Origin of the sequence: Haloarcula japonica DSM 6131 (assembly GCF_000336635.1) — an archaeon.
GTDB classification, from domain to species: Archaea; Halobacteriota; Halobacteria; order Halobacteriales; family Haloarculaceae; genus Haloarcula; species Haloarcula japonica.
The window spans coordinates 139,249-159,954 of sequence record NZ_AOLY01000037.1 but is presented as its reverse complement, the minus strand read 5'-3'; the positions used below and the strand labels follow the sequence as shown (position 1 = coordinate 159,954).

23 protein-coding genes are annotated in these 20,706 nt (G+C 62.2%); 11 read left to right on the top strand and 12 right to left on the bottom strand.

Annotated elements, in window-relative coordinates:
- Nucleotides 1-59 precede the first annotated feature (59 nt).
- Nucleotides 60-1,106: an FAD-binding oxidoreductase gene (locus C444_RS12010; RefSeq protein ID WP_004593128.1), complete on the top strand. Its 1,047-nt coding sequence runs from the start codon at nt 60-62 to the stop codon at nt 1,104-1,106.
- Here C444_RS12010 and rocF read toward each other — a convergent pair whose 3' ends face one another.
- Nucleotides 1,107-2,021 carry an arginase gene (gene rocF, locus C444_RS12005; RefSeq protein WP_004593127.1) on the bottom strand — a complete coding sequence of 305 codons (915 nt, stop codon included), beginning with the start codon at nt 2,019-2,021 and terminating at the stop codon, nt 1,107-1,109.
- A 63-nt stretch (nt 2,022-2,084) separates the two neighbouring features.
- Complete coding sequence (locus C444_RS12000) at nt 2,085-3,002, bottom strand: NAD-dependent epimerase/dehydratase family protein (RefSeq protein ID WP_004593126.1); 918 nt, start codon at nt 3,000-3,002, stop codon at nt 2,085-2,087.
- 110 nt (nt 3,003-3,112) lie between these two features.
- On the opposite strand from C444_RS12000, the gene C444_RS11995 reads away from it, so the two are divergent.
- Nucleotides 3,113-3,646, top strand: coding sequence for an Rrf2 family transcriptional regulator (locus C444_RS11995; protein WP_004593125.1), 534 nt, complete (start codon nt 3,113-3,115; stop codon nt 3,644-3,646).
- A gap of 255 nt (nt 3,647-3,901) precedes the next feature.
- Nucleotides 3,902-5,050, top strand: coding sequence for an NAD(P)/FAD-dependent oxidoreductase (locus tag C444_RS11990; RefSeq protein ID WP_455549917.1), 1,149 nt, complete (start codon nt 3,902-3,904; stop codon nt 5,048-5,050).
- 236 nt (nt 5,051-5,286) lie between these two features.
- Here the strand turns inward: C444_RS11990 and C444_RS11985 are convergent, their stop codons facing one another.
- From C444_RS11985 to C444_RS22345, 6 genes are all read right to left on the bottom strand, one after another.
- A complete protein-coding gene (locus C444_RS11985) occupies nt 5,287-6,111 on the bottom strand; it encodes a nucleoside phosphorylase (protein WP_004593123.1) in 825 nt (274 codons plus the stop codon).
- Entirely contained in the window at nt 6,108-6,494 is a 387-nt protein-coding gene (gene cdd, locus C444_RS11980; protein WP_004593122.1) for a cytidine deaminase, read from the bottom strand. Before cdd ends, C444_RS11985 begins: the two co-directional genes overlap by 4 nt.
- A gap of 64 nt (nt 6,495-6,558) precedes the next feature.
- Nucleotides 6,559-7,926: a phosphopentomutase/phosphoglucosamine mutase gene (locus C444_RS11975; protein WP_004593121.1), complete on the bottom strand. Its 1,368-nt coding sequence runs from the start codon at nt 7,924-7,926 to the stop codon at nt 6,559-6,561.
- A 44-nt stretch (nt 7,927-7,970) separates the two neighbouring features.
- Nucleotides 7,971-8,771, bottom strand: coding sequence for an FkbM family methyltransferase (locus C444_RS11970; RefSeq protein ID WP_004593120.1), 801 nt, complete (start codon nt 8,769-8,771; stop codon nt 7,971-7,973).
- A gap of 193 nt (nt 8,772-8,964) precedes the next feature.
- Nucleotides 8,965-9,678, bottom strand: coding sequence for an archaeal proteasome endopeptidase complex subunit beta (gene psmB / locus C444_RS11965; RefSeq protein ID WP_008309732.1), 714 nt, complete (start codon nt 9,676-9,678; stop codon nt 8,965-8,967).
- A gap of 101 nt (nt 9,679-9,779) precedes the next feature.
- The gene (locus C444_RS22345) at nt 9,780-9,950 is read right to left on the bottom strand and encodes a hypothetical protein (protein WP_004593118.1); all 171 of its coding nucleotides are present in this window, start codon (nt 9,948-9,950) and stop codon (nt 9,780-9,782) included.
- Between the two features lie 273 nt (nt 9,951-10,223).
- Here C444_RS22345 and C444_RS11960 point away from each other — a divergent pair, with 273 nt between their 5' ends.
- The 3 genes from C444_RS11960 (at nt 10,224) to C444_RS11950 (ending at nt 11,474) form a co-directional block, all read left to right on the top strand.
- Complete coding sequence (locus tag C444_RS11960; RefSeq protein ID WP_004515717.1) at nt 10,224-10,595, top strand: DUF555 domain-containing protein; 372 nt, start codon at nt 10,224-10,226, stop codon at nt 10,593-10,595.
- Between the two features lie 70 nt (nt 10,596-10,665).
- Nucleotides 10,666-11,208 carry a CBS domain-containing protein gene (locus C444_RS11955; RefSeq protein WP_004593117.1) on the top strand — a complete coding sequence of 181 codons (543 nt, stop codon included), beginning with the start codon at nt 10,666-10,668 and terminating at the stop codon, nt 11,206-11,208.
- An 86-nt stretch (nt 11,209-11,294) separates the two neighbouring features.
- A complete protein-coding gene (locus C444_RS11950; RefSeq protein WP_004593116.1) occupies nt 11,295-11,474 on the top strand; it encodes a hypothetical protein in 180 nt (59 codons plus the stop codon).
- Nucleotides 11,475-11,511: 37 nt separating this feature from the next.
- On the opposite strand, the gene purM is transcribed toward C444_RS11950, so the two are convergent.
- From purM to C444_RS11935, 3 genes are read right to left on the bottom strand one after another with little or no spacing between them, the layout of a single operon-like run.
- Entirely contained in the window at nt 11,512-12,522 is a 1,011-nt protein-coding gene (purM, locus tag C444_RS11945; RefSeq protein ID WP_004593115.1) for a phosphoribosylformylglycinamidine cyclo-ligase, read from the bottom strand.
- A gap of 60 nt (nt 12,523-12,582) precedes the next feature.
- Complete coding sequence (locus tag C444_RS11940; protein WP_004593114.1) at nt 12,583-13,257, bottom strand: site-2 protease family protein; 675 nt, start codon at nt 13,255-13,257, stop codon at nt 12,583-12,585.
- Entirely contained in the window at nt 13,257-14,789 is a 1,533-nt protein-coding gene (locus tag C444_RS11935; protein WP_004593113.1) for a TraB/GumN family protein, read from the bottom strand. The genes C444_RS11940 and C444_RS11935 overlap by 1 nt, the downstream gene beginning before the upstream one ends.
- 247 nt (nt 14,790-15,036) lie before the next feature.
- On the opposite strand from C444_RS11935, the gene C444_RS11930 reads away from it, so the two are divergent.
- The 4 genes from C444_RS11930 to C444_RS11915 all read left to right on the top strand — a co-directional run bounded on the left by C444_RS11930 (nt 15,037) and on the right by C444_RS11915 (nt 16,683).
- Entirely contained in the window at nt 15,037-15,312 is a 276-nt protein-coding gene (locus C444_RS11930; RefSeq protein ID WP_004515723.1) for a PadR family transcriptional regulator, read from the top strand.
- A gap of 57 nt (nt 15,313-15,369) precedes the next feature.
- On the top strand, nt 15,370-15,813 hold the full coding sequence (locus C444_RS11925; RefSeq protein ID WP_004593112.1) for an acyl-CoA thioesterase: 444 nt from the start codon (nt 15,370-15,372) through the stop codon (nt 15,811-15,813).
- Between the two features lie 106 nt (nt 15,814-15,919).
- Nucleotides 15,920-16,375 (top strand): hypothetical protein, encoded by a 456-nt coding sequence (locus C444_RS11920; RefSeq protein WP_004593111.1) that lies wholly within the window; start codon nt 15,920-15,922, stop codon nt 16,373-16,375.
- A gap of 128 nt (nt 16,376-16,503) precedes the next feature.
- Nucleotides 16,504-16,683 (top strand): HEWD family protein, encoded by a 180-nt coding sequence (locus C444_RS11915; RefSeq protein ID WP_004593110.1) that lies wholly within the window; start codon nt 16,504-16,506, stop codon nt 16,681-16,683.
- Nucleotides 16,684-16,812: 129 nt separating this feature from the next.
- On the opposite strand, the gene C444_RS11910 is transcribed toward C444_RS11915, so the two are convergent.
- Nucleotides 16,813-19,635, bottom strand: a complete 2,823-nt coding sequence (locus C444_RS11910) for an oligosaccharyl transferase, archaeosortase A system-associated (RefSeq protein ID WP_004593109.1) — start codon at nt 19,633-19,635, stop codon at nt 16,813-16,815.
- Between the two features lie 119 nt (nt 19,636-19,754).
- Between C444_RS11910 and aglG the strand changes: the two genes are divergently transcribed.
- The gene (gene aglG, locus C444_RS11905; protein WP_004593108.1) at nt 19,755-20,690 is read left to right on the top strand and encodes a glucosyl-dolichyl phosphate glucuronosyltransferase; all 936 of its coding nucleotides are present in this window, start codon (nt 19,755-19,757) and stop codon (nt 20,688-20,690) included.
- Nucleotides 20,691-20,706: the final 16 nt, after the last annotated feature.

Sequence of the window (20,706 nt, the reverse complement as noted above, 5' to 3'; positions counted from 1 at the left end):
CACCCGAGCGGAAAAAGGTGGTGGGCTAGACATACCCGTGTCGGCAACGTAGCCCGCCCATGGACCTGCCCCGGCACCTCTCACAGCACGACCGGGCGGCGCAGTTGCCGCTGGTCACCGAGGACGCGCGGGTGACGCTCGTCGAACCGATGGACCGCAACCGCAACAACGAGGTGTTAGCGGCTGTCCGTGACCTGATCGCACCCGTCGGAGACCGGTCGTGGGTGGCGGCCGTCCGGAACGGGTCGACGATTCGGTGGTCGGCGTTGCTTGACCGCGTTCGTGACGCGGGGGCGTCGGAACGGCGGCTTGCGCGGATCGAGACGCTGGCCGAGCGCTTCGACCGCCCCTATCCCTCGCTGCTGCGACTCCGTGTCAAGCCAGACGTAGATCTGGACTTCGCACCCGGCCAGTACGTCACGCTCAGACTCCGGAACACGCCGCGGGCGTACTCGCTGGCGAACTCCCCCAGTGAGGACGAACTGGAGTTCTGTATCCGACTGGTCCCGGGCGGGAAGCTCACCAGCGGGCTGTTCGAGCGCGTGGACGTAGGCGAGGCGGTCGTCGTTCGCGGGCCGAACGGCGACATGGTACTGGACCCGCCATCGAACCGGGACATGGTCTTTCTAGCCACCGGGACCGGCGTCGCGCCGTTCAAGAGCATGATCGACTACACATTTGAACAGGGGCGAGACGCGGTCGACGGCGAACCACGGGACATCTGGCTGTTCCTCGGCTGTGGCTGGGAGGACGATTTGCCCCACTGCAAGCACTTCCGGCGGCTCGACGCCGAGTACGACCACTTCCATTTCGTTCCGTCGCTCACTCGCGAACCGCTGCTGACCGACTGGGACGGCGCGACCGACTACGTCCAGTCGGTGTTCGTCAACCACGTCGAAACCGACACTCTGGACAGCCCGGACCGACCGGCACGGTTCGATTCTGTTCGGAAGCAGCGTCCACAGTCCGGCATCGACGCCCGCATCGATCCGACAAACGTCGAACTGTACGCCTGTGGCATCAGTGCGATGGTGTCGACGCTGGTCCGGGCCGCGCGAAGCGTCGGGATTCCCGAGTCCGAAATGCAGTACGAGGGGTTCGGGTAGCTACAGGACGCGCTTGCCGAAGGCACTGGCGACGAGTTCACAGGCCAGTTCAGCGGTGCGGTTGTGTTCATCGAGAATCGGGTTCACTTCGACGAGTTCCATCGAACGCAGTTGGTCGTGATGTTCGGCGACGTACTCCATCGCGATGTGGGCTTCGCGGTAGGAGACGCCGCCCCGGACCGGCGTCCCGACGCCGGGGGCTTCCGTCGGGTCAAGCCAGTCGAGGTCGAGCGAGACGTGTATCCCGTCCGTCCCATCAGTCGCGATATCCAGTGCCTCGTCGACGACTGCTGGCGCGCTCCGGGCGTCGATATCCGACATCGTGTACGCCGTGATATCGCTTTCTTCGATCAACCGGCGTTCCCCGTCGTCTACGTCTCGCAGACCGACGATGACGACGTTCTCCTCGTTCACCGCCGGCGTGTGCGCCCACTCGTGGTCGGAGAACGCACCGAGACCGAGGACGGCCGCCAGCGACATCCCGTGGATGTTCCCGCTGGGTGTGGTCTCCGGTGTGTTGAAATCGCCGTGGGCATCGAACCAAATGACGCCCAGTTCCTCGTCCTCGCGGGCCGCGCCGGCGATGGTCCCGATGCCGATAGAGTGGTCACCCCCCAGAACCAGCGGGAACCGCCCTTCCTGAAACGTCGCATCGACCGCTGTCGTCACGTCCTCGCAGACTTCCTTTGTCTCTTTGAAGAACTTTGCGTGGCCGTTCTCTAAGCCCCCAGCGTCGGGGTCGCGTTCTTCTGGCCGCGGCACAGCGATGTCGCCGCCGTCGATGCAGTCGATACCGATATCCGACAACTGGTCGGCGAGGCCGCCGTACCGTATCGCCGATGGTCCCATGTCGACACCGCGCCGGTCGGCACCGAGGTCCATCGGCACGCCGAGCACGCGAACCTGTTGTTGCATACTATCACCTCCACGGGCGGCGAATAAAGACCCAGCGTTGGGCCGACGGCCGTCACTGATGCCCTACGTGTAGGGCGCACAGACCAGTTCGATGCCTTCCTCGAAACTGATCTCCGGTTCCCAGCCCGTCGCCTCGTGTATCTTCGAGAAGTCGGCACAGGTGTCGTGGACGTACACGTCCTCGGGGATCGGGTTCTCGACGTACTCTGGTTCGATGTCCGTTCCCAGTTCGTCGTTCAGCATCTCGACGACGGTGTTGAAGTCGTAGGCCTCGCCGGTGCCGAGGTTGTACACGCCGTTCAGTTCGTGTTCGGCAGCTAGGACGAGTCCACGGACGATGTCGTCGACATGGGTGAAATCGCGAGTCTGCTCACCGTCACCGTACAGTTTCGGCGCGTCGCCGCTGGCTAGGTCGTCGGCGAACTGGGCGATGACGTTGGCGTACTCGCCCTTGTGTTCCTCCGCGCCGCCGTAGCCCTGATACACCGAGAAAAAGCGCATCCCGGCCAACGTGAGGTCGTAGTGGTTCTGGAAGTACTCGGCGTACGTCTCTCGGGCCATCTTCGAGGCCTCGTAGCCAGTGTTAACCGTCACGTCCATGTCCTCCGGCGAGGGGTCGGTCCGGCTGCCGTAGATGGAGGACGTCGAGGCATAGACGATGGTGTCACAGCCGTCGTCCCGGGCCTGCTCGACTGTGTTGACGAACCCCTCGACGTTCACGCGAGCGCCGTGGGTGGGGTTGTCCTCGTGCATCGCGTAGGACGAAAGCGCCGCGAGGTGGAACACGACGTCCACGTCAGTCGGCAGGTCGTCCTCAAGGACGCTCTGCTCGACGTACTCTACGCCTTCTGATACGTTCTCCGGCGTGCCGAGGTAGCCGTCATCCAGGGCGACGACATCGTTGTTCTCGGCCAGTTTGTTCGCGAGGTTTGCCCCGATGAACCCCCCTCCGCCAGTCACCAGAACACGCTGATTTTCCATATCTGTGTCAGGTCAGCACTGGGATAAAATACTAACGTTTTCCGCGATTCTAAGACGTTTCCAGACGGTTTACCGTCGCATTTAAGGACGGCTGTACCGAACAGGACATTATGTCATCTATCGAACTGACACCCAGTCAAAAGAACATTCTGCAGGAACTGGTAAATCTCTATCGGGAAAGTGAAAGCGCTGTCAAAGGCGAGGACATTGCCGAGAAAGTCGACCGGAACCCCGGCACAATTCGAAACCAGATGCAGAGCCTCAAGGCCCTGCAGTTGGTCGAAGGCGTCCCCGGCCCCAAAGGCGGGTACAAGCCCACCGCGAATGCCTACGACGCGCTCCAGATTCAGGATATGGACCAGGCCGCGGAGGTTCCCCTGCGCCACAACGGCGAGCTCGTCGAACACTCGAACGTCGAGGAGATCGACCTGACCAGCGTCCACCACCCTGAGGAGTGTCGTGCGGAGATTCAGCTCCAGGGGACCCTCTCTGAGTTCCATGAGGGCGACTCGGTCACAGTCGGTCCGACGCCGCTGTCGAAGCTCCAGATCATCGGGACCCTCGAAGGCAAGGACGACACGAACAACAAGCTCATCCTCGCTATCGACGATATGCGGGCACCGGCGGGCGAGCCGGAGCACTAGTACGTGTCACTGGTCTTTTGAATTGTTTTTCTGCGGTCATCGGGGCCGCATCGTACCGTCTTTACGATGAGTAGCGCTGGGGAATCGTTCCCCCGCTGAGAGGGATTTCAAAGGGTTTGTATCAGTCGGTTGCGGAGTCACCGGTATGACAGAGAACGTGGTCGTGCTCGGTGCGGGGTATGCTGGCGCAGGGGCAATAAAGAGCTTAGAGGACGAGTTAGACGGTGAGACAGNGTTTCTGAGACGGATTATCATCTGGTCTTGCACGAGTCCCATCGCTGCATCCGGGACCCGAGCGTCCAGGAGAACATCGCCATCCCCGTTCACGAAATCAAGCAGCCCTCGACCGAGTTCATTCAGGACGAGGTCGTCGGCATCGACACCGACGCCCAGGAAGTCAACCTCGCCGATTCCGACACCGTCGAGTACGACTACTTGCTCGTTGGCTTGGGCTCCCAGACGGCCTTCTTCGGTATCGAAGGCCTCGAAGAGTACGCCCTGACGCTCAAGAGCCTCGATGACGCCCTCGACATCCACGACAAGGTTCAGCAAGCGGCCCGCGAAGCCTCCACCAACGACCCGGCACAGGTCGTCATCGGCGGTGCCGGCCTCTCGGGCATCCAGACCGCCGGCGAGGTCGCCGAATTCCGCGACGAACACAACGCGCCCATCGATATCCACCTCGTCGAAGGCCTCGATCAGGTCCTGCCCAACAGCGACCCCGAACTCCAGGGTGCCCTGCGCAAGCGCCTGGAAGCCGCCGACGTGAACATCAAGTGCGGCGAGTTCATCGGCGAAGTCGACGAGGAGACGGTCTACATCGGCGACGAGGACGAACTNGCCCTGCGCAAGCGCCTGGAAGCCGCCGACGTGAACATCAAGTGCGGCGAGTTCATCGGCGAAGTCGACGAGGAGACGGTCTACATCGGCGACGAGGACGAACTGGACTACGACGTGCTTGTCTGGACAGGCGGCATCACCGGCCGCGATTGCATGCAAGACGTTGCACTGGACAAAGACGAGCGCAACCACCGGGTCCACGCTGAGGGGAACTTCCGGACCGACGACGAGCGCGTCTTCGCCATCGGCGACTCGGCGCTGATCGACCAGCCCGGCGACCAGCCCGCACCGCCGACCGCCCAGGCTGCCTGGCAGGCCGCGGAAGTCGCCGGCGAGAACCTGGCTCGGGCGGCACGCGGGCAGCCGCTGAAGACCTGGACCCACAAGGACAAGGGCACAGTCGTTTCGGTCGGGGAGAAAGCCGTCGCCCACGATGTGATGAACATGCCCATCGAAACCTTTGGCGGCATGCCCGCGAAACTGCTGAAAAAAGCCATCGCCGCCCGCTGGATCAACGACGTTACCGGTGTCGGACGGGCCGCCAAGGCCTGGCCCGATATGTAGCGAGTACCTTTTTACGTCACCCCCTCTCCTCGCGCCTCCGGCGCTGCGGGGAGCGGGTTCNAAATCTACGCTAAAAACGACCGTCTCGCTCCCGCTGGTCGCGAGAAGTGAAACCGCTCGCCAGCGGCGAGCGGTATGCTGTTCTGCCGCACTGTACCGCGACTGCACAGCGTCCGGCACCGCACTACTTCTATACTGCAACAGCGGCCGCTCACGGCTATCGGGTGTAGAGAAGCTTAGCGGTCGATAGACAGGCCGGCGTGCCACCCGTCGGCGTCGGCTTCCTCGACAGCCGCGTCCATCTCCGCCAGATACGAGACGGCGAGGCTGGCACACTTGGCCGCTTTGCGCTCCCCTTCAGTGCGGAACTCGCCAGTAACGCGGTTGGCGTACACCGTACAGACAGCGCCGGCCCGCAGGCCGTACAGGTTTGCGAGCGTGAGAATCGTCGCGGCCTCCATCTCGAAGTTGAGGACGCCGGCTTCCTGAAGCGCCGCGATGCGTTCGTCGCTGCCGCTGGCCTCGAAGTCCTCGAATCCGGGGCGTGACTGCCCGGCGTAGAAACTATCGGTCGAACAGGTGACGCCGAGGTGGTAGTCGTAGCCGAGTTCCTCGGCGGCGGCGACGAGCGCCGAAACGATCCGATGGTCGGCGCTGGCGGGGTAATCCTCACGGACGTACTCCTTGCTGGTCCCCTCCTGCCGAACTGCGCCGGTCGTGATGACGAGGTCGCCGATGCTGGCTTCCTCCTGAATTGCGCCACAGGAGCCAACGCGGATAAAGGAGTCAGCGCCGACGCGGGCCAGTTCTTCGAGCGCGATAGCGGCCGACGGGCCGCCGATGCCCGTCGAGGTCACGGAGATGGGCGTCCCGTCGTGGGTACCCGTCGCCGTGCGGTACTCGCGGTGTTCGGCGACGATGTCGTGGTCGTCCCAGTAGTCGACGACCTTCTCGACGCGCTCGGGGTTCCCCGGCAGCAGGACGCTGTCGGCCACGTCGTCCTCGCTCACTTCCAGATGGTACTGTACGTCGTCGTTCGGGTCTTCACTGTCGCTTGTCATTTGTCGAGGTGATCGCTGGTGATTGTCGTCGGCAGGAGCTCCCCGAGCTCGTACACCGTCGGCTCGTCGCCGTCGGTGATGATCTCGAACGACTCGTCACAGAACTCGCTGAACGTCTGGCGGCACATCCCACAGGGGGTGACGCCGTCTCGCTTGCCAGAGGTGACAGCCACGCGTTCGAACGACTGGTGGCCATCGCTGACAGCCGCCCCGATGGCCACTTCTTCGGCGTGCAAACTGTTGCTGTAGTTGGCGTTCTCGATGTTACAGCCGGTGTAGACGCTGCCATCGCTCGTTTCCAGTGCCGCGCCGACGGTGTACTCCGAGTACGGCGCGTACGCCTCGTCGATGGCGTCTCTCGCTGCGTCGAGGAGGTCCTCCATGCACTGGGCGTCGCAGGGCCGTGTAGAAATTCTATCGGTCTCGGTAGCGGTCGGTGCGCGGGCGTCAGGCGTCGGCGGCGCTGACGGCCGCGACAGCGTCGCGGACCGCCTGTGTGGTGTCAGCGACCAGCGCGTCGATGTCATCGCTCTCTGCGTACACCCGGACGTACGGCTCGGTGCCGCTCGGGCGAACGAGTGTCCACGACCCGTCGTCGAAGGAGAGCCGGACGCCGTACTCGGTGGATACGTCGGCCTCGGGGAACGTCTCGGGGAGGCTGGATTCCAGTCGGCCCATCGTCTCGGCTTTGGCGTCGTCGGGGCACTCGACGCTCACCTTCTCGTAGGGCCGCTCGGAGATGACGGCCCGCCTGTCGGCGACGCTCTCCGCGGCGAACAGGCGCGTCAGCACGGCTCCGCTGGCCACGCCGTCGATCCAACCGCCGAAGGCGGTGTGGATATGTTTCCATGGTTCCGCGGCGAAGACGACCTCGGTTTCGTCGGTCGCGTCCGACCGGACGTCCGCGATTCCGACGTGGAGTGAGCCGAGGTGGATGCGTTCGACACGGCCGCCAGCGGCTTCGACCCGTTCGTCGATGCGGCCGGAGGCATTGGGCGTCGTCACGACGACGGGGTCCGAAACGTCCGCGGCACGCGTGTAGTGTTCGGCCAGCATTGCGAGTATCGTATCTTCATGGATGACATCACCGTCGGTATCGACGACGACGATACGGTCAGCGTCGCCGTCGTGGCCGAACCCGAAGTCGGCGTCGGACTCGGCGACGAACTCGCGGAAATCAGCCAGCGTCTCCGGTGTGGGCTTGCTCTCGCGGCCGGGGAAGGTCCCGTCCACGTTTGCCTCCGTCGCGAGTACGTCGGCACCCAGTTCCCGGAGTACCTGCGGCGTCGCCACACTGGCCATCCCGTTCCCGCAGTCGACTGCCACCGTCAGCCCTGCAGGGTCGCCACCAAGCGACTCGGCGTAGTCGGCGACAGCGCCCCGATACTCGTCGAGGAAATCGACCGATTCTGTGTCGCCCCAGTCGCGCCAGGCCGTCGGCGTCGACCCGTCCTCTATCCGCCCTTCGATGCGCGTCTCGTCATCGTCGCCGTACTCGGTGCCGTCGGCGAACACCTTGATGCCGTTGTCCGTCGGCGGGTTGTGGCTCGCGGTAATCATCACGCCGTGGCGGCCCTGCGAGGCGTACGCCAGCGTTGGCGTCGGCACGCGGCCGATTCTGACGACTCGTGCGCCGGCGCTTTGCAGTCCAGCGGCCATCGCATCAGCGAGCGCTGGCGAGGTCACGCGACCGTCGTACCCCAGCACGAACGTCTCGCCGTCCTGCCCAGTCGCCTGTCCAACCCGCAGTGCGAGGTCCGGCGTCACCTTCGATACGACATCACCGCGGATCCCCGCGGTCCCGAACAGTTCCATACCGGCGATGCGGAAGCCGACCGTATAATTCTCTCGCTCGGCGCTTACTTCTTTCCGACGAGGAACGTATCACCCTTGCCGTCGCGAATGACGTGCTTGGTAACCGCAAAGCCGTGTCCCTCCAGTTGACTCCGGATGCCAGCAACAGAGTGGCCGTTGGTCTCGAGTCGGTTTCCGTGGACTTCACAGTACACGAGCCGACACGAGGGTTGGTCGAGCGTCGCCGACAGACCATTGAGAACAGCGCCCTCCGTCCCTTCGACATCGATTTTGATCGCAGTCGGTGTCGGCAGTTGGTTGTCGGCAATGAACTCGTCGCCATGTCGCTTGCTAATTGTGATTGTCTTGTGCTCTGTAGCTGTCGTCACCAGCGAATGCCCGGCTGAACCGATCTTTTCGAGCGTAATGGAGAGTTCGGCCTCACCGTTCTCATCGACTAGCGCGTGTTCGAATAGCGAAATATCGGCGCGGTTGTGCTGCATATTCTGTCGTAACCGCTCGGCGTTGTCGGGATGTGGTTCGAATGCGATGACCCTGTTGTCGGTCACCTGCGATGCCAGACAGGCATACAGACCGATATTAGCCCCGATATCGTAGAACACGTCGTCGGGCCGGAGTTCCTCCAGCAGATCGGTGAGTACCGGCCGTTCGTCTATCTTCCAGAGGTCAGTAAACTCATTGTAGGTTGGTATCAGGAACTCTGTGCTGACATCACCGACTGTGACCGCGTACGTATCGCCAGCAAGGCGGTACGAGACTTCACGATACTGGTTGTAACACCGGTTGAGTAGCGGTTTGAATCCGGTCCGTGATGCAAGCTGAACGACGGCGTCCGAAAATATCATTTGGAAATGTTATTCAGACCAACTATCTATACTTGTCGATTCATGGTCATATTATGCGATTGCGTATATATGTAGCTTAGGCAGAGTGCGCCAGTCGTCGCCTCGCAGTCTCTCAGTGTGGTGGGACAAAACCGACCTCGGCACGAAAAACGTCTGGGCCGAGACCTGACCGTAACGGTTGGTTCGTGTGCTGCTACAGCAGTTCGTCGAAGTCGTAGCCGTTGATGTCGACGCCCTCGGCGGTTACGTCGGCGAGGTAAATACCGTTACCGGAGCCGGTGTCACGCTCGGCGGCGGCGTTGATCGAGGCGGCAGCGACCTCTTTTGCTTCCTCGTTCGTCATGTCCTCCTCGTAGCGGTCCTCAAGGGTCCCGTACGCGACGGTGAGCCCGGAGCCGGTGACAGTGTAGTCGTCCTTCATGACGCCGCCGGCCGGGTCGATGGAGTAGACGTGGTGCCCATCGTCGTCGACGCCGCCGAGGATAGGGTTGATAGCGAAGAAGGGGCCGCCGCGGGCGAAGTTGCCGGCCAGCGTCGAGAGGGCCTTCATACTGATGTCCTCGCCGCGCCGGGCTTCATAGAGGTTGACCTCCGCGCGAAGCGTCCGGATGAACGACTGTGCGCCGCCGACGCTCCCGACGAGAGTTAGCGCCGCTGTGGGGTGGATTTGCTCGACCTTCTGGACGTTCTTGTTCGAGACGAAGCGACCGCCAAGTGAGGCGCGCATATCCGTTGCGATGACGACGCCCTCAGACGTGCTGATGCCGATGGTAGTCGTCCCGGTCTTGTTCACCTTCTCCGAATCCTGTGCGGACTGTTCGGGGAGCTCACCGACTTCGGGCGCATACGGGTCGCTCTGGAACTCGTCAGCAGCCTGGGGTCCAGAAAGCTCCGGCCCCGGAGTCATATCTCGCATTACTGTGCGGTACTAGTCGGGCGCTGATAAAACCTCTTTTCCTGATGAACCTGACCGCTACCGTCCGGCTAGGCGGCTATCGACTGCCCGCGTTATGCGCTCGCTTGGTCGTAGGCCTCGTTGAGTCCCGACACGGCCCGGTCCATCGGCAGTCGGAGACCGAACTGCTCCGTGAGCATCGCCACCGGCAGCAGCATGATGCCCAGCAGCAGGGTGAGTTGATACAGTGCGAACAGCGTTGCGGTGTACAGTCGAGCTACCATCTTCCTCGGTCATTCCAGAGTGAGTCTGGTATATAAGTCTTGTCGCCGAATTTCAGTTACGGACTATCGATTGTGAAGAACCACGGGGCCGCTGTCTTGCGGTTTGCTGAAATGCTTGAGAGAACGGATGACTACCCGAACGACTCCCCGATCAGACATAATGGGAGTGTGTGTCAGATGGCTGGTTCGCATAAGTTATGCAGATAGTAATGGTGACGTGCGCAACAGACGCGAATCAAAACTATCGAATAGTCGGGCCACGAGAGCTAGTGTATGAACTACCTCGTGGCGATGGAAGCAGCCTGGCTGGTTCGTGACGTAGACGACATCGACGATGCTATCGGTGTAGCAGTGAGCGAAGCGGGGAAGCGGCTCAACGAGGCCGAGATGGACTACGTGGAGGTCGAGGTCGGCGCGACCGGCTGCCCGGCCTGTGGCGAACCGTTCGATTCGGCGTTCATCGCGGCCGACACGGCGCTCGTCGGACTGGTACTCGAGATGGACGTGTTCAACGCAGAATCTCCAGAACACGCGCAGCGGATCGCCAAGAGCGAAATCGGCGGCGCACTCCGGGACGTCCCGCTGAAGGTCGTTGAAGTATTCGAGACCGAAGCCGATGAGGACGAAGCCGAAGCCGAAGCATAGTCGACGCCCTACTTGATTCGCCTGCCGCAGTAGCCGTGGGCTTTTTATATTACCCATGGTAATTACAGATATGGACTTACCGACGCCACAGGACCTGCGGGAACGCCGAAACGAACTCGGGCTGACCCAGAGTGAGCTGGCGGAGCGGGCTGACGTCTCTCAGCCCCTTATTGCTCGTATCGAAGGCGGGGACGTGGACCCACGGCTGTCGACACTCCGTCGAATCGTGACTGCTCTCGAAGAGGCCGAAGGCGGCATCATCAAGGCCCGCGATCTGATGAACGCCCCCGTCGTTGGCGTCGCGCCCGACGATTCCGTCCACCAGACGAAAGACGTGATGGACGAAAAGGGGTACTCACAGGTCCCCGTCATTCGGGACGGGGCACCGCAAGGACTCATCGGCAACTCCGACATCCGTCAGCGGCCCGAGGAGAACGTCGGCGACCTCCCGGTGGCAGAGGTGATGAACGAGTCTATCGCAACCGTCGAACCCGATGCACCCATCGACGAAGTCGACGCGTACCTGAACCACAATGCCGCTGTGATGGTCGTCGAAGGGGGGGAAACTATCGGCGTCATAACCGAAGCTGACATCGCGCGTACGGTCAGCTAACTCTCATTCTCAGAAGCGCGAACTGCGATAGTGGTCGCGTACTACCCGTAGGAGGGGCTTACTACCGAAAACAGTGTCAGGGGTATATGTCTATTCTCACCAATGAGAGAGATACGCACATGGCCAATCCCAGCGACCCACTGTACGCCGAACTCGAAAAGGCCCTCGAAACCGCCGAAACCGAAGCGGCCAGATACCACATCCGACAGGCGCTCCAGATACGGATCGCGGAGGAGACCGCCGGCAAAGACATCCTGTCCGCCTGATCCTGCCTGACCGGATTCTGTCAGCTCTCCAAACGGCTTACTCGGTGAGTTCGAGGTCGCGAACCGAGACCGCCGCATCTCCGTCAGCCACTTCGCCAATCACGCGAGCGTCCTCGCTGTCGGCGACGATCTCGTCGGCGTCAGCTTCGGGGACAGCAGCGACGAACCCAGTACCCATGTTAAACGTCCGGTGCATCTCTTCGTCAGTTACGTCACCTTCCTCCTGAACGAACTCAAAGACGGGCTGGGCATCGAAGGGGTCCGTGATCTCGTAGCGGTGGGCCCCCATCCGCGTGAGGTTGGTCCAGCCGCCGCCGGTAACGTGGGCCGCCGCGTGCGTTTCACTGGCTCGGAGCGGTTCCAGCACCTCACTGTAGATCCGCGTCGGCGTCAGCAGTTCCTCCGCGATGGTCCTGTCGGGGGTCGGCGGGAACGGGTCGGTGTACTCGTGGTCTTGCGTGACCGCCTCACGCGCGAGCGTAAGCCCGTTCGAGTGAATCCCGGAGGACGGCCAGCCGACGATAGCGTCACCGGGCTCGGCTTCGCCGGGGAAGACTGCGTCCTTCGGTGCCAGTCCGGCACAGGTACCGGCGATATCCAGCCCCTTGATCACGTCCGGCATCACGGCGGTCTCGCCGCCGACCAGCGCCACGCCGGCCCGCTCGGCTCCCGTCCGGAGTCCCGAGCCGATGTCCTCGCTCGTTTCCTCGTCGGGCGTCTCGACGGCGAGGTAGTCGACGAACGCCACCGGTTCGACGCCGGTCGCGATGAGGTCGTTAGCGTTCATCGCGATGCAGTCGATGCCGATGGTCGAGTAGTCGTCGACGGCCTCGGCAACGAGGAGTTTCGTTCCGACGCCGTCTGTCGCGAGCGCGAGGTACTGGTCGCCGATGTCGACCAGGCCCGCGTAGTCGCCCTCGAACTCGCCGGCTGCGCCGATGAGTGCTTTCGTCGCCGCTTCGCTGGCGTCGATGTCAACACCAGTTTCCGCGTAGGTCAGTCCCTCCTCGGTGTCGGTGTCATCGGCTTCGGACGCATTGTCGGTCATACCCGAGAGCGTGCGTGGCGCGGGCAAAAGAGCGTCGTTCCGCTGGAGCGCTATGGCTGCTCAGAGGACGAACAGCGCGCCGACGCCGAGCAGAATCGACGGCACCGCGACGGCGAGAAACACCGGTGTGCTCCATTCGCGGACCGTTCGACCGTCGAGCGGGCCGAAGGGAAGCATGTTGAAGCCGGCGAGTAGGAGATTGATCTGCAGCCCCATCCGGGCGACTTCCCAGAGGAAGCCACCCGTGCCCGACAGGAGCGCCGCGACGAACGGAACGAGGAACACGACGGCAAGCGCGAGGTTCGTCACCGGTCCGGCGACGGCAATAAGGCCGTGTTGCTTCGCCGTGAGGCGGCCGCGGTGGACGACCGCGCCCGGCGCGGCGAACAGGAAGCCGACGAGGCCGCCGAGAACGGCGAACCCGAGCATCCGGTAGTCGGCCTGGAATGCGGCGATCTGGCCGAAGCGAACGGCGACGACTTTGTGGGCCAGTTCGTGCAGCAGGAAGCCGACGCCGACGGTCAGCAGACTGACCGCAAACGTACTGAGGATCTCGCCTGTTGACAGCCCGCCGAACTGGAGGAAGACGATGCGGCGGAATTCCCGTTCGAGGAAGAATGTAAAGGCCAGCCCGAGCGCGAGCCAGGCGACGAGGAGGTCCCGGAGTTCGCGCTGGCTGAAACTGAGGCCACCGATAGTCCGATCCGCAGTGGTTCGCTGTCGTCGCCCCGCCATCAGAGCACCCCCACGAGTATCTGGGTCCCTTCGCGGACGCCCTGCCAGAGCAGGCGCGAGACACCCTGCATCCCGCCGATGTCCGAGGAGATGTACGGAATCAGCACCGGGAACACGACGTAGGAGGCGATTGCGCTACCGACGTTCGTCAGCGCGACGACGAGGATCAACCGGAACAGCGGTACCGCACGCATCCGGCTGACGAGGTCCATCACCGGTGATTCCTGATCGTTGAGTATCTCGTTGAGTGTCGCGATGTCGCTGATGTTGACGGAGATGTACCGCAGTTCGACGTAGCCTGCGAACCAGCCCGCCGCGAGCAGCGGGAACAGGCTCGTCAGCCAACCAAAGGCCCCGGCGGCGGCCGCACTCGACCAGTGTGCGCCGGCCACCTTCGCCAGCCCGCCGGCCAGCACGGCGTTGACGGCAACCAGCGCGACGAACAACTCAAGCAGCACCGCCTGGCTCGCGCCGCCGAGGATGAGCAGGCCGAAGAAAACGAGAAAGACGACGCCGAAGCCGTAGCCGACGAGTTTGTACAGCGAGACGCGACGCCCGCCCTCGGTTCCGATGAGCGACTCCATCGGCGGGAGCGTCTCCGGGTTGTCGAGATAGTGCTGGATGCCCTCGCGGTGGCCGGCCCCCACAACGGCGAGGACGTGATAGTCGGCCTCGCGGAGCGCGATGAGTCGGTGGGCGATGAACGCGTCGCGTTCGTCGATGAGTGCCTCGGCCCCGCCAGGGGAGAACTGACGGAACTCCTCCATCATCGCACTGACCACGTCGGTATCAGTCAGCTTCTCCATGTCGAACTCCTCGACATCGGCCTCGCCGCGGAACCGGACCAACAGCGAGGCGATGGGAATCCCGATACCAGCCGCGGCAACACAGATGAGCAACAGCGTGTCGAGAAGGCCCTCGACCGTCCCACCGAGGCCGCCCGGCAGAACGCCTGAAAGCGCTCCACTCGGGACGATAAACGGACCACCGAAGGCCCCAGCGACGACCGCAAACAGCCCGCCGAAGACAGCGCCGACGGTCAGCCCGACGGTCAACGGCGGCCCCATCTCGGCTGCGAGACTGCCGACGAGCTTGAGCTTCTCGACGGCCGTCAACCGCGCCCAGAACCGCTGGACAGTCGTCTGGATGTCCCGGTCGACGAGTGCAACGCCGAGGCCGAGCCGTTCGGCGGTGTCGATGCCCGCCTTCATGTCTGCCCCCGGCTCGATATCGAACCGGTCGCCCAGCCGGGTCTGGATGTACGACAGCATCCAGTACGCGAGGAACTGAAAGACGGTGTTTCCGCGCAGGAGGTCGCTCGCATCGAGGTCGTCGGGCGTTTCGCCCTTGATCTGCCGATACCGTCCCTCGTCGAGTTCGACGGCGACGATATCGGGCTCGGACTCTTCGATCGCTGATTCCACTTCCGTGACGCTGTGCTCGGACACGTGAGCGGTTCCGACGACGTCGACGCGCCCCGCTCCTGACGGTTCCGGGAACTCGTCTGCCGCCGACTCCGCGTGTTCGGTCATCACCCGCGTTACACATTCGTTTCCTTTACCCTTGTCGGGTCCGAGTGACTGCCGAGAAACGGCGGCCAAAATCATGTTTGCGGCATTGTATGTTCACGTCACGGGGCGAAGCTATTACGCACTCGCGTGTTAATACAGCCGCAGATGCCGTGGTAACTACTGGACGTTGACGGGGTTTGTAAATACGTAATAGATTTGCTGATTCAAAAGACTGATATGTACAGGGTCAAACTGTATCGGATATACGATGTATGACCTGACTGGATTCCAGCGGGACCTGCTGTACGTCATTGCAGGCCTTGACGAGCCCCACGGGTTAGCAATCAAGGAAGAGCTCGAAAACTACTACGAGAGCGAGGTCAACCACGGCCGACTGTATCCGAACCTCGACACGCTCGTCGAGAAAGCGCTTATCGAGAAGGGCGAACGTGACCGCCGAACGAACTTTTACACGCTGACAAAGCGCGGCCAGCGCGAACTCGACGCCCGGAAGGAGTGGGAAGCGCAGTACGTCTCGGCGTAACCACGTTTTCGCAACCCGTTCGACAGACTCAACCCAAGCGCTGGCCAACCTCGGTCCATGCCAACAGTACTGGAAACCTATATCGAGAACCGCTGGATGGTCCAGCCCAACCACTCGAACCACCTGGGTTCGACCCACGGGGGGAACGTCCTGAAGTGGATGGACGAACTCGGCGCGATGTCGGCGATGCGCTTTGCCGGCGAGACCTGCGTCACCGCACGGATGGACCAGGTGAACTTCAAACGGCCGATACCTGTCGGTGATACGGCCCTCATTGAGGCGTTTGTCTACGACGCTGGCGAAACGAGCGTCAAAGTTCGGCTCCGAGCTGCCCGAGAGAACATCAGAACCGGCGAGACTGAGTCGACCGCTGAGTCGTACTCAGTGTACGTCGCGGTCGACGAGGACAGAAACCCAGTTCGCGTTCCAGACGTGACGACCGACACTGACCGCGGTGAACGACTGCGACAGCACGCTCTCGACGGGGAAGCAGAGCGCTGATACCGGCTGCTGTAATTATCATATTGTCATCTCGGAGCGACGAACACCGCTACGAAGAGACAGCCAACAGTATGAGCTTTATTCGGCTCCGCCGCATACCATGACTATGACACTCGATGTTGAGACGCCGAAGCGGCCGGAGCTGTCTACCGGTGTCGCTGCCGACGAGTACGACGATGCGGACGTACAGGGTGACGAATACCGACGCGACGAGCTCGCCGAGGCTCTCGACGACGGTGCGTGGGCGGATGCCTTCGAAGAATGGGCCGCGGACGCGTCGCTCGATGCCGACCAGTGGAAGATCGTCACGGATTTAGGGCTCATCGCGGAGTTCGATTTCTTCTGGGACTCCTTCGCGGGTCGCGTCGGCTACCACGCCCCGGGCTTGCCCGAGGACTGGCGCGAGCGGGAGATCCACCCGGACATCGATTCCTGGGGCACTGTTTCAGGTATCAACGCCGGACTGACCGAGTTCGGACAGGTCGTCTGTGAGGTGCTGGCCGACGAGTACATCGACTGGGAAGCGGAGGAGGTCGGCGCGGACGACCTCCCGGACTTTTGAGTGTCGCAGCGGTTGCACTCCCCTGTCGCCAGCGTCGGTACAGGACTTCCGGTCGCCGGCGCTGAATCGTTCCGGACAAGCGGTCAGGGACCGGCAGCCTGATAATCACCCACGCGCTTGCACCAGATATGGCTGAAATCGTCACCCCACGCAAACGCGAATGCGAGCGGTGTGGGCGGGTCGACGAATGGGACCCGGACCAACACAGTTGGCGTATCGTCACCGACGACGGCACCAAGCAGTCCGGCGACCCGCACTGTCTCCACGAGTGGGACATCAACGGCACGTTCAATCCGCTGGCCGAGTGAGATCGCCGTCCCGCTGCTATCGACTTTTTGACTGATAGGCACGTCCCTGCTAGAACGCAGTCCGCCGACAGAATCCTGCAAAACGTCTCCGGTAGCCAACAGGCGGCCGCTAGCGATTGCTAGTACTCGCTATGCGCCCGCTTCAGCTGCGCCTTCGGTCATCGGTTCGCGTGATTCACCGCTGGTCTCATTGCCCTGCTGAATCGATATCGGCTCCAGTTCGACGGTTGCGGTAGCATCGTCCTCGCCGATAACCTGTCCTTCGGTGACCTCGGTAGTGCCGGTGAATCCGGTCCGTTCCCCGTTGTTGGTCCCGACTGCGGTGAACTGGTACTGGGTCTCGGCACGGACGCTCACGTTCGTGTAGCCCTCGTCAGTTCCCCAGTCGCCGTACCCAGTAGTCGAGTAGGGAACGGTCATCTCGAAGTTCCCGTTCTGATCTGTCTGGGTCCGCTGGCGGTAGACGAACGTCTTGTTCGTGGCCGGGTTACGCATCTGAACGGCGGCTCGCACTGTCGTGTTCGCCGGCCCGGTCCCTTCGACCGTTGCGCCGGGTACGCGCTCGAATATCTTTGTCCAGGCGGAGTGCTGGTACTGTGGACTGTTCGGGAATGCTTCGGTCTCACTGGAGCCGACTAGGCGGTAGTGCTCCATTGCCGGAACCCGCTCGCTGGGAGCATCGCCGTAGCCACCGAGTTGCGAGGTCGCGTCCTGTTCGACGTACTGACGAGCCTGCTCCATGCTCTGGAACTGACGGACGATCCGTCCCTGTTGCTGGCCCTCCGGTTCTTCTTCGCTGGTCGGCGCCCCGCGGTACTGCGCCCCCTGGCGTGTCTGCTTGTTCTCCCAGTCAACGACGACCGGTTGCGGCTCCGCGGCGCTGCCGTGGAACCGGTACAGTCGTGTCACCGTCGTCTCGTAGTAGGCCTGCTTCTGGAACGTTACCTGACGTACCCCGCTGCCCTGTGACTGGACGTACAGCATACTGTAGTAATCACTGGCCTGTACGCCGTCGACGAATGCCGGTGGTGCGAAGAACTTCCCGCGGTAGGGTTGGTTCCCGTTCGTCTCTGCCATCCGCCAGTCAACGGCAACGTATCGGGTCTTCGCATCGTCCTCGTCCGTGCTGTCGAGGATGTTGTTCGCCTGCGTTTCATTCTGTGCAATCAGGAACGGCGCAGCCGTGTCGGTTCCCTGCTGGAAGGGGTTCGCATTCGGAACGCGTTCGGCTCTGGTGGTAATCCAGTGCCCATAGTCCCACCACGACAGAACGCCGTACTGGCCTTCTTGATAATCGAAGTCTTCCTGTTGCTCATAGGTCCCGTAGTAATCGAGTGTTGCGTCACCACCGGAGCCGTACGCCCCTTCCGCGGGCGTGTTCTCCTCCATCCACTGGAGGCTCTCGTCCCAGCCCTGAATACTCGGACCGGGACCGGTCGAACCGGCTTCGACCGGCGTCGTGCCGAATGCGAACAGTGGGACGACGATGACGAGAAGCACCGTGAGAATTGTCATGACCTGATAATATTCGACCCCGTCGTCGGCGCTGAAATCGAACCAGTGAACGAATCGGCCGACGACCAGCCCAGACAGCACTGCAATCGGCGCAGCCAGATAGTACGCGAATCGCTGCTGGGTAAACGTAGCGAGTAGAATAAACAGTGCCCAGACGACGACGAGTAGCTCTTCAGCGGGCGCATCGTCGGAGAGGAACTGTTTTCCGAGCAAAAAGAGGCCACCGATCGCCGCGACGATGACAGCGAACCCGTGTGCCTCGAACAGGACGCCGGCGTCCCGTAGCGGCGCGGCCTCGCCGACGGTACCAGCCGTTTCACTGATCGTGAACCCGACGACTCTCATGACGTTCCGCGTCAGGAAATTCCACAGGTTCGGAGTCAGCACTGCCATCAGAATGGCCCCGACCGCGAGGATCGCGAACACGGTCGCCGGATATACGTACCGGCCGTATTCGCGCTGCTCCATGAATCTGGCTAGCCACGCCATGAACACGCATCCGAGGCCAACGGCCACTGCCAGTCCCGGCTGTAGCAGGGACTGAGAGGTTGCTGTGATCTCCAGAACGGTGATTCTCGACGCACTCACGACAGCGGTAGTCGCCATCGTGATTGCGCCCGCGATAGCCGTGTGTTCCGGGCTGCTGTCGTGAACATATTCCAGACACAGTCGGATCAGGAAGAAGACGCCGAGTATCCCGAGAAGGAGCACACCGGGCGGCCAGACCCAGAGATACATCGCAATTGCCACACCGGCCAGCATGGACCAGCTGATGGTATCCCGGAGTGCGTCTACATCTCGTTCGATGAACTGCTCGTAGATCGGCTTGTCCCGCGCGGCAACACTGACGGCCACCATGACACCAAGGACGCCGAGTGCTTGGAAGAGGGCCTCTGCGACGTGGTGGTCGGAGAACCCGACGAGGCTTCGTCGCAGGAGCCACCCTGTCGAGAATGCCATCACAGTAACTGCAGTTACGCCACCGAGGCGGCCGCCGAGTCGCCGTCCCATAAGATACGTCGGAATCGCGACGAGCGTCCCGAGCACGGCTGGGGCAAACAGGAGCGTCATTGCAACAGTCTGTTCGCTGGGCGAACCCAGACCGACAATCAGGGCGACCGTTGCGACGATCTGATCGAACAGCGTCCCGAACTGCCCGTTACTGGTCCCGTACGGGAACGCCGTCCAGGGGTCGAACGGCATTGTCGCAGGCCAGTTGTTAACGACGTACTGGGTCGAACGGTAGTGATACCATGCGTCGTTCCCACTGAAGAGTACCTCGCCGTCAACAATGAAGTTCTCCCAACTCTGGACGCGATTCCACAGCATGAACCCGAGCAGTACCAGGAGGACCGGAACGTGGTACCAACGCTCGGCCCACTCCAGGGCGGACTCGAGTTCGGGGTTGTCGTCAAGATAGCCCCGTGATTGACTCATTGCACGGAAAAACTGCCAAGGCGCGCATAAGCCTTTTGACCTCTATGCGAGCGCAGGATGATGACCCATGCAAGCGCAGGATGGAAACGCCTAACAGCACCGGTGGCACACCACCGACCATGCGAGTCTCGGTCGTGCTCTGTACGCACACGATGGACCGATACGACGACTGTCGAGCAGCGGCCGAGAGCGTCTTAGCCCAGACCTACGACGACGTGGAACTGGTGTTAGTCTCAGATGGAAACCAGGATGTGTACGAACAGTACGAATCAGACTTCGGCGACCGGGAGGCAGTCTTGACGCACTGCAACGATTCGAACGTCGGGTTGCTAGAGAGTCGAAACAACGGGGCCGAAGTCGCTACCGGAGACGTTGTCGCATTCATCGACGACGACGCGATCGCTGACGAGGAGTGGGTCGCGGCGCTAGTCGATGCCTACCAACAGCACGACGCGCTTGCGGTCGGCGGCCGGATGACGCCGGCGTGGGTCGCCGGCAAACCCAATTTTCTGCCCGCGGAGTTCTACTGGCTCATCGGTGTCACACATCGTGGATTCGGACCGAACGGCGACCCTGACGAACCCGGCGTCGTTCGCAACACCTTCGGCTCGAACATCTCCTTCGACCGGGACGTGTTCCTCGAACTGGGCGGCTTCGACGACGATATCGGCGGCCGCCAGGGCGAAAAGAACCTGCAGGGTGGTGAGACGGAACTCTGTGCGCGCCTGCGAACGGAATATGGCGAAGGAGTGTACTACACTCCGGACGCCCTCGTCGCACACAAGATATTCGACTACCGAACCGATCCCGGCTGGCTTGTCGACCGCGCGTTCTGGCAGGGGTACTCGAAACGCGGGATGGAAGTGTTCGTTCCCGAGTCGACTGGCGAGGAATCCGATTTCCTCGGCGACCTCCTGTTTCGGTTCCTCCCGTCACGTCTCCGTGGACTCGTCGAATCCCCGTCGTTTGGCGCAGTCCTACAGTTGTTCTTTCTCTTTCTGCTCACCGGCAGCGTCGGCGTCGGATACCTCTACGGAATGTACGTCTGGAGATAATACAGCCACTCTGAAA

Bases quoted from the DNA above. Each gene is read 5' to 3' on its own strand.
- cdd (WP_004593122.1), bottom strand. From the start codon at position 6,494: ATGGAGGACCTCCTCGACGCAGCGAGAGACGCCATCGACGAGGCGTAC.
- C444_RS11970 (WP_004593120.1), bottom strand. From the start codon at position 8,771: ATGATATTTTCGGACGCCGTCGTTCAGCTTGCATCACGGACCGGATTC.
- C444_RS11955 (WP_004593117.1), top strand. From the start codon at position 10,666: ATGGACTTACCGACGCCACAGGACCTGCGGGAACGCCGAAACGAACTC.
- psmB (WP_008309732.1), bottom strand. From the start codon at position 9,678: ATGACTCCGGGGCCGGAGCTTTCTGGACCCCAGGCTGCTGACGAGTTC.
- C444_RS11915 (WP_004593110.1), top strand. From the start codon at position 16,504: ATGGCTGAAATCGTCACCCCACGCAAACGCGAATGCGAGCGGTGTGGG.
- C444_RS11935 (WP_004593113.1), bottom strand. From the start codon at position 14,789: ATGACCGAACACGCGGAGTCGGCGGCAGACGAGTTCCCGGAACCGTCA.
- C444_RS11950 (WP_004593116.1), top strand. From the start codon at position 11,295: ATGTCTATTCTCACCAATGAGAGAGATACGCACATGGCCAATCCCAGC.
- aglG (WP_004593108.1), top strand. From the start codon at position 19,755: ATGCGAGTCTCGGTCGTGCTCTGTACGCACACGATGGACCGATACGAC.
- C444_RS11940 (WP_004593114.1), bottom strand. From the start codon at position 13,257: ATGGCGGGGCGACGACAGCGAACCACTGCGGATCGGACTATCGGTGGC.
- C444_RS11960 (WP_004515717.1), top strand. From the start codon at position 10,224: ATGAACTACCTCGTGGCGATGGAAGCAGCCTGGCTGGTTCGTGACGTA.
- C444_RS11930 (WP_004515723.1), top strand. From the start codon at position 15,037: ATGTATGACCTGACTGGATTCCAGCGGGACCTGCTGTACGTCATTGCA.
- C444_RS11920 (WP_004593111.1), top strand. From the start codon at position 15,920: ATGACACTCGATGTTGAGACGCCGAAGCGGCCGGAGCTGTCTACCGGT.
- rocF (WP_004593127.1), bottom strand. From the start codon at position 2,021: ATGCAACAACAGGTTCGCGTGCTCGGCGTGCCGATGGACCTCGGTGCC.
- C444_RS12010 (WP_004593128.1), top strand. From the start codon at position 60: ATGGACCTGCCCCGGCACCTCTCACAGCACGACCGGGCGGCGCAGTTG.
- C444_RS11910 (WP_004593109.1), bottom strand. From the start codon at position 19,635: ATGAGTCAATCACGGGGCTATCTTGACGACAACCCCGAACTCGAGTCC.
- C444_RS11925 (WP_004593112.1), top strand. From the start codon at position 15,370: ATGCCAACAGTACTGGAAACCTATATCGAGAACCGCTGGATGGTCCAG.
- C444_RS12000 (WP_004593126.1), bottom strand. From the start codon at position 3,002: ATGGAAAATCAGCGTGTTCTGGTGACTGGCGGAGGGGGGTTCATCGGG.
- C444_RS11975 (WP_004593121.1), bottom strand. From the start codon at position 7,926: ATGGAACTGTTCGGGACCGCGGGGATCCGCGGTGATGTCGTATCGAAG.
- C444_RS22345 (WP_004593118.1), bottom strand. From the start codon at position 9,950: ATGGTAGCTCGACTGTACACCGCAACGCTGTTCGCACTGTATCAACTC.
- purM (WP_004593115.1), bottom strand. From the start codon at position 12,522: ATGACCGACAATGCGTCCGAAGCCGATGACACCGACACCGAGGAGGGA.
- C444_RS11985 (WP_004593123.1), bottom strand. From the start codon at position 6,111: ATGACAAGCGACAGTGAAGACCCGAACGACGACGTACAGTACCATCTG.
- C444_RS11995 (WP_004593125.1), top strand. From the start codon at position 3,113: ATGTCATCTATCGAACTGACACCCAGTCAAAAGAACATTCTGCAGGAA.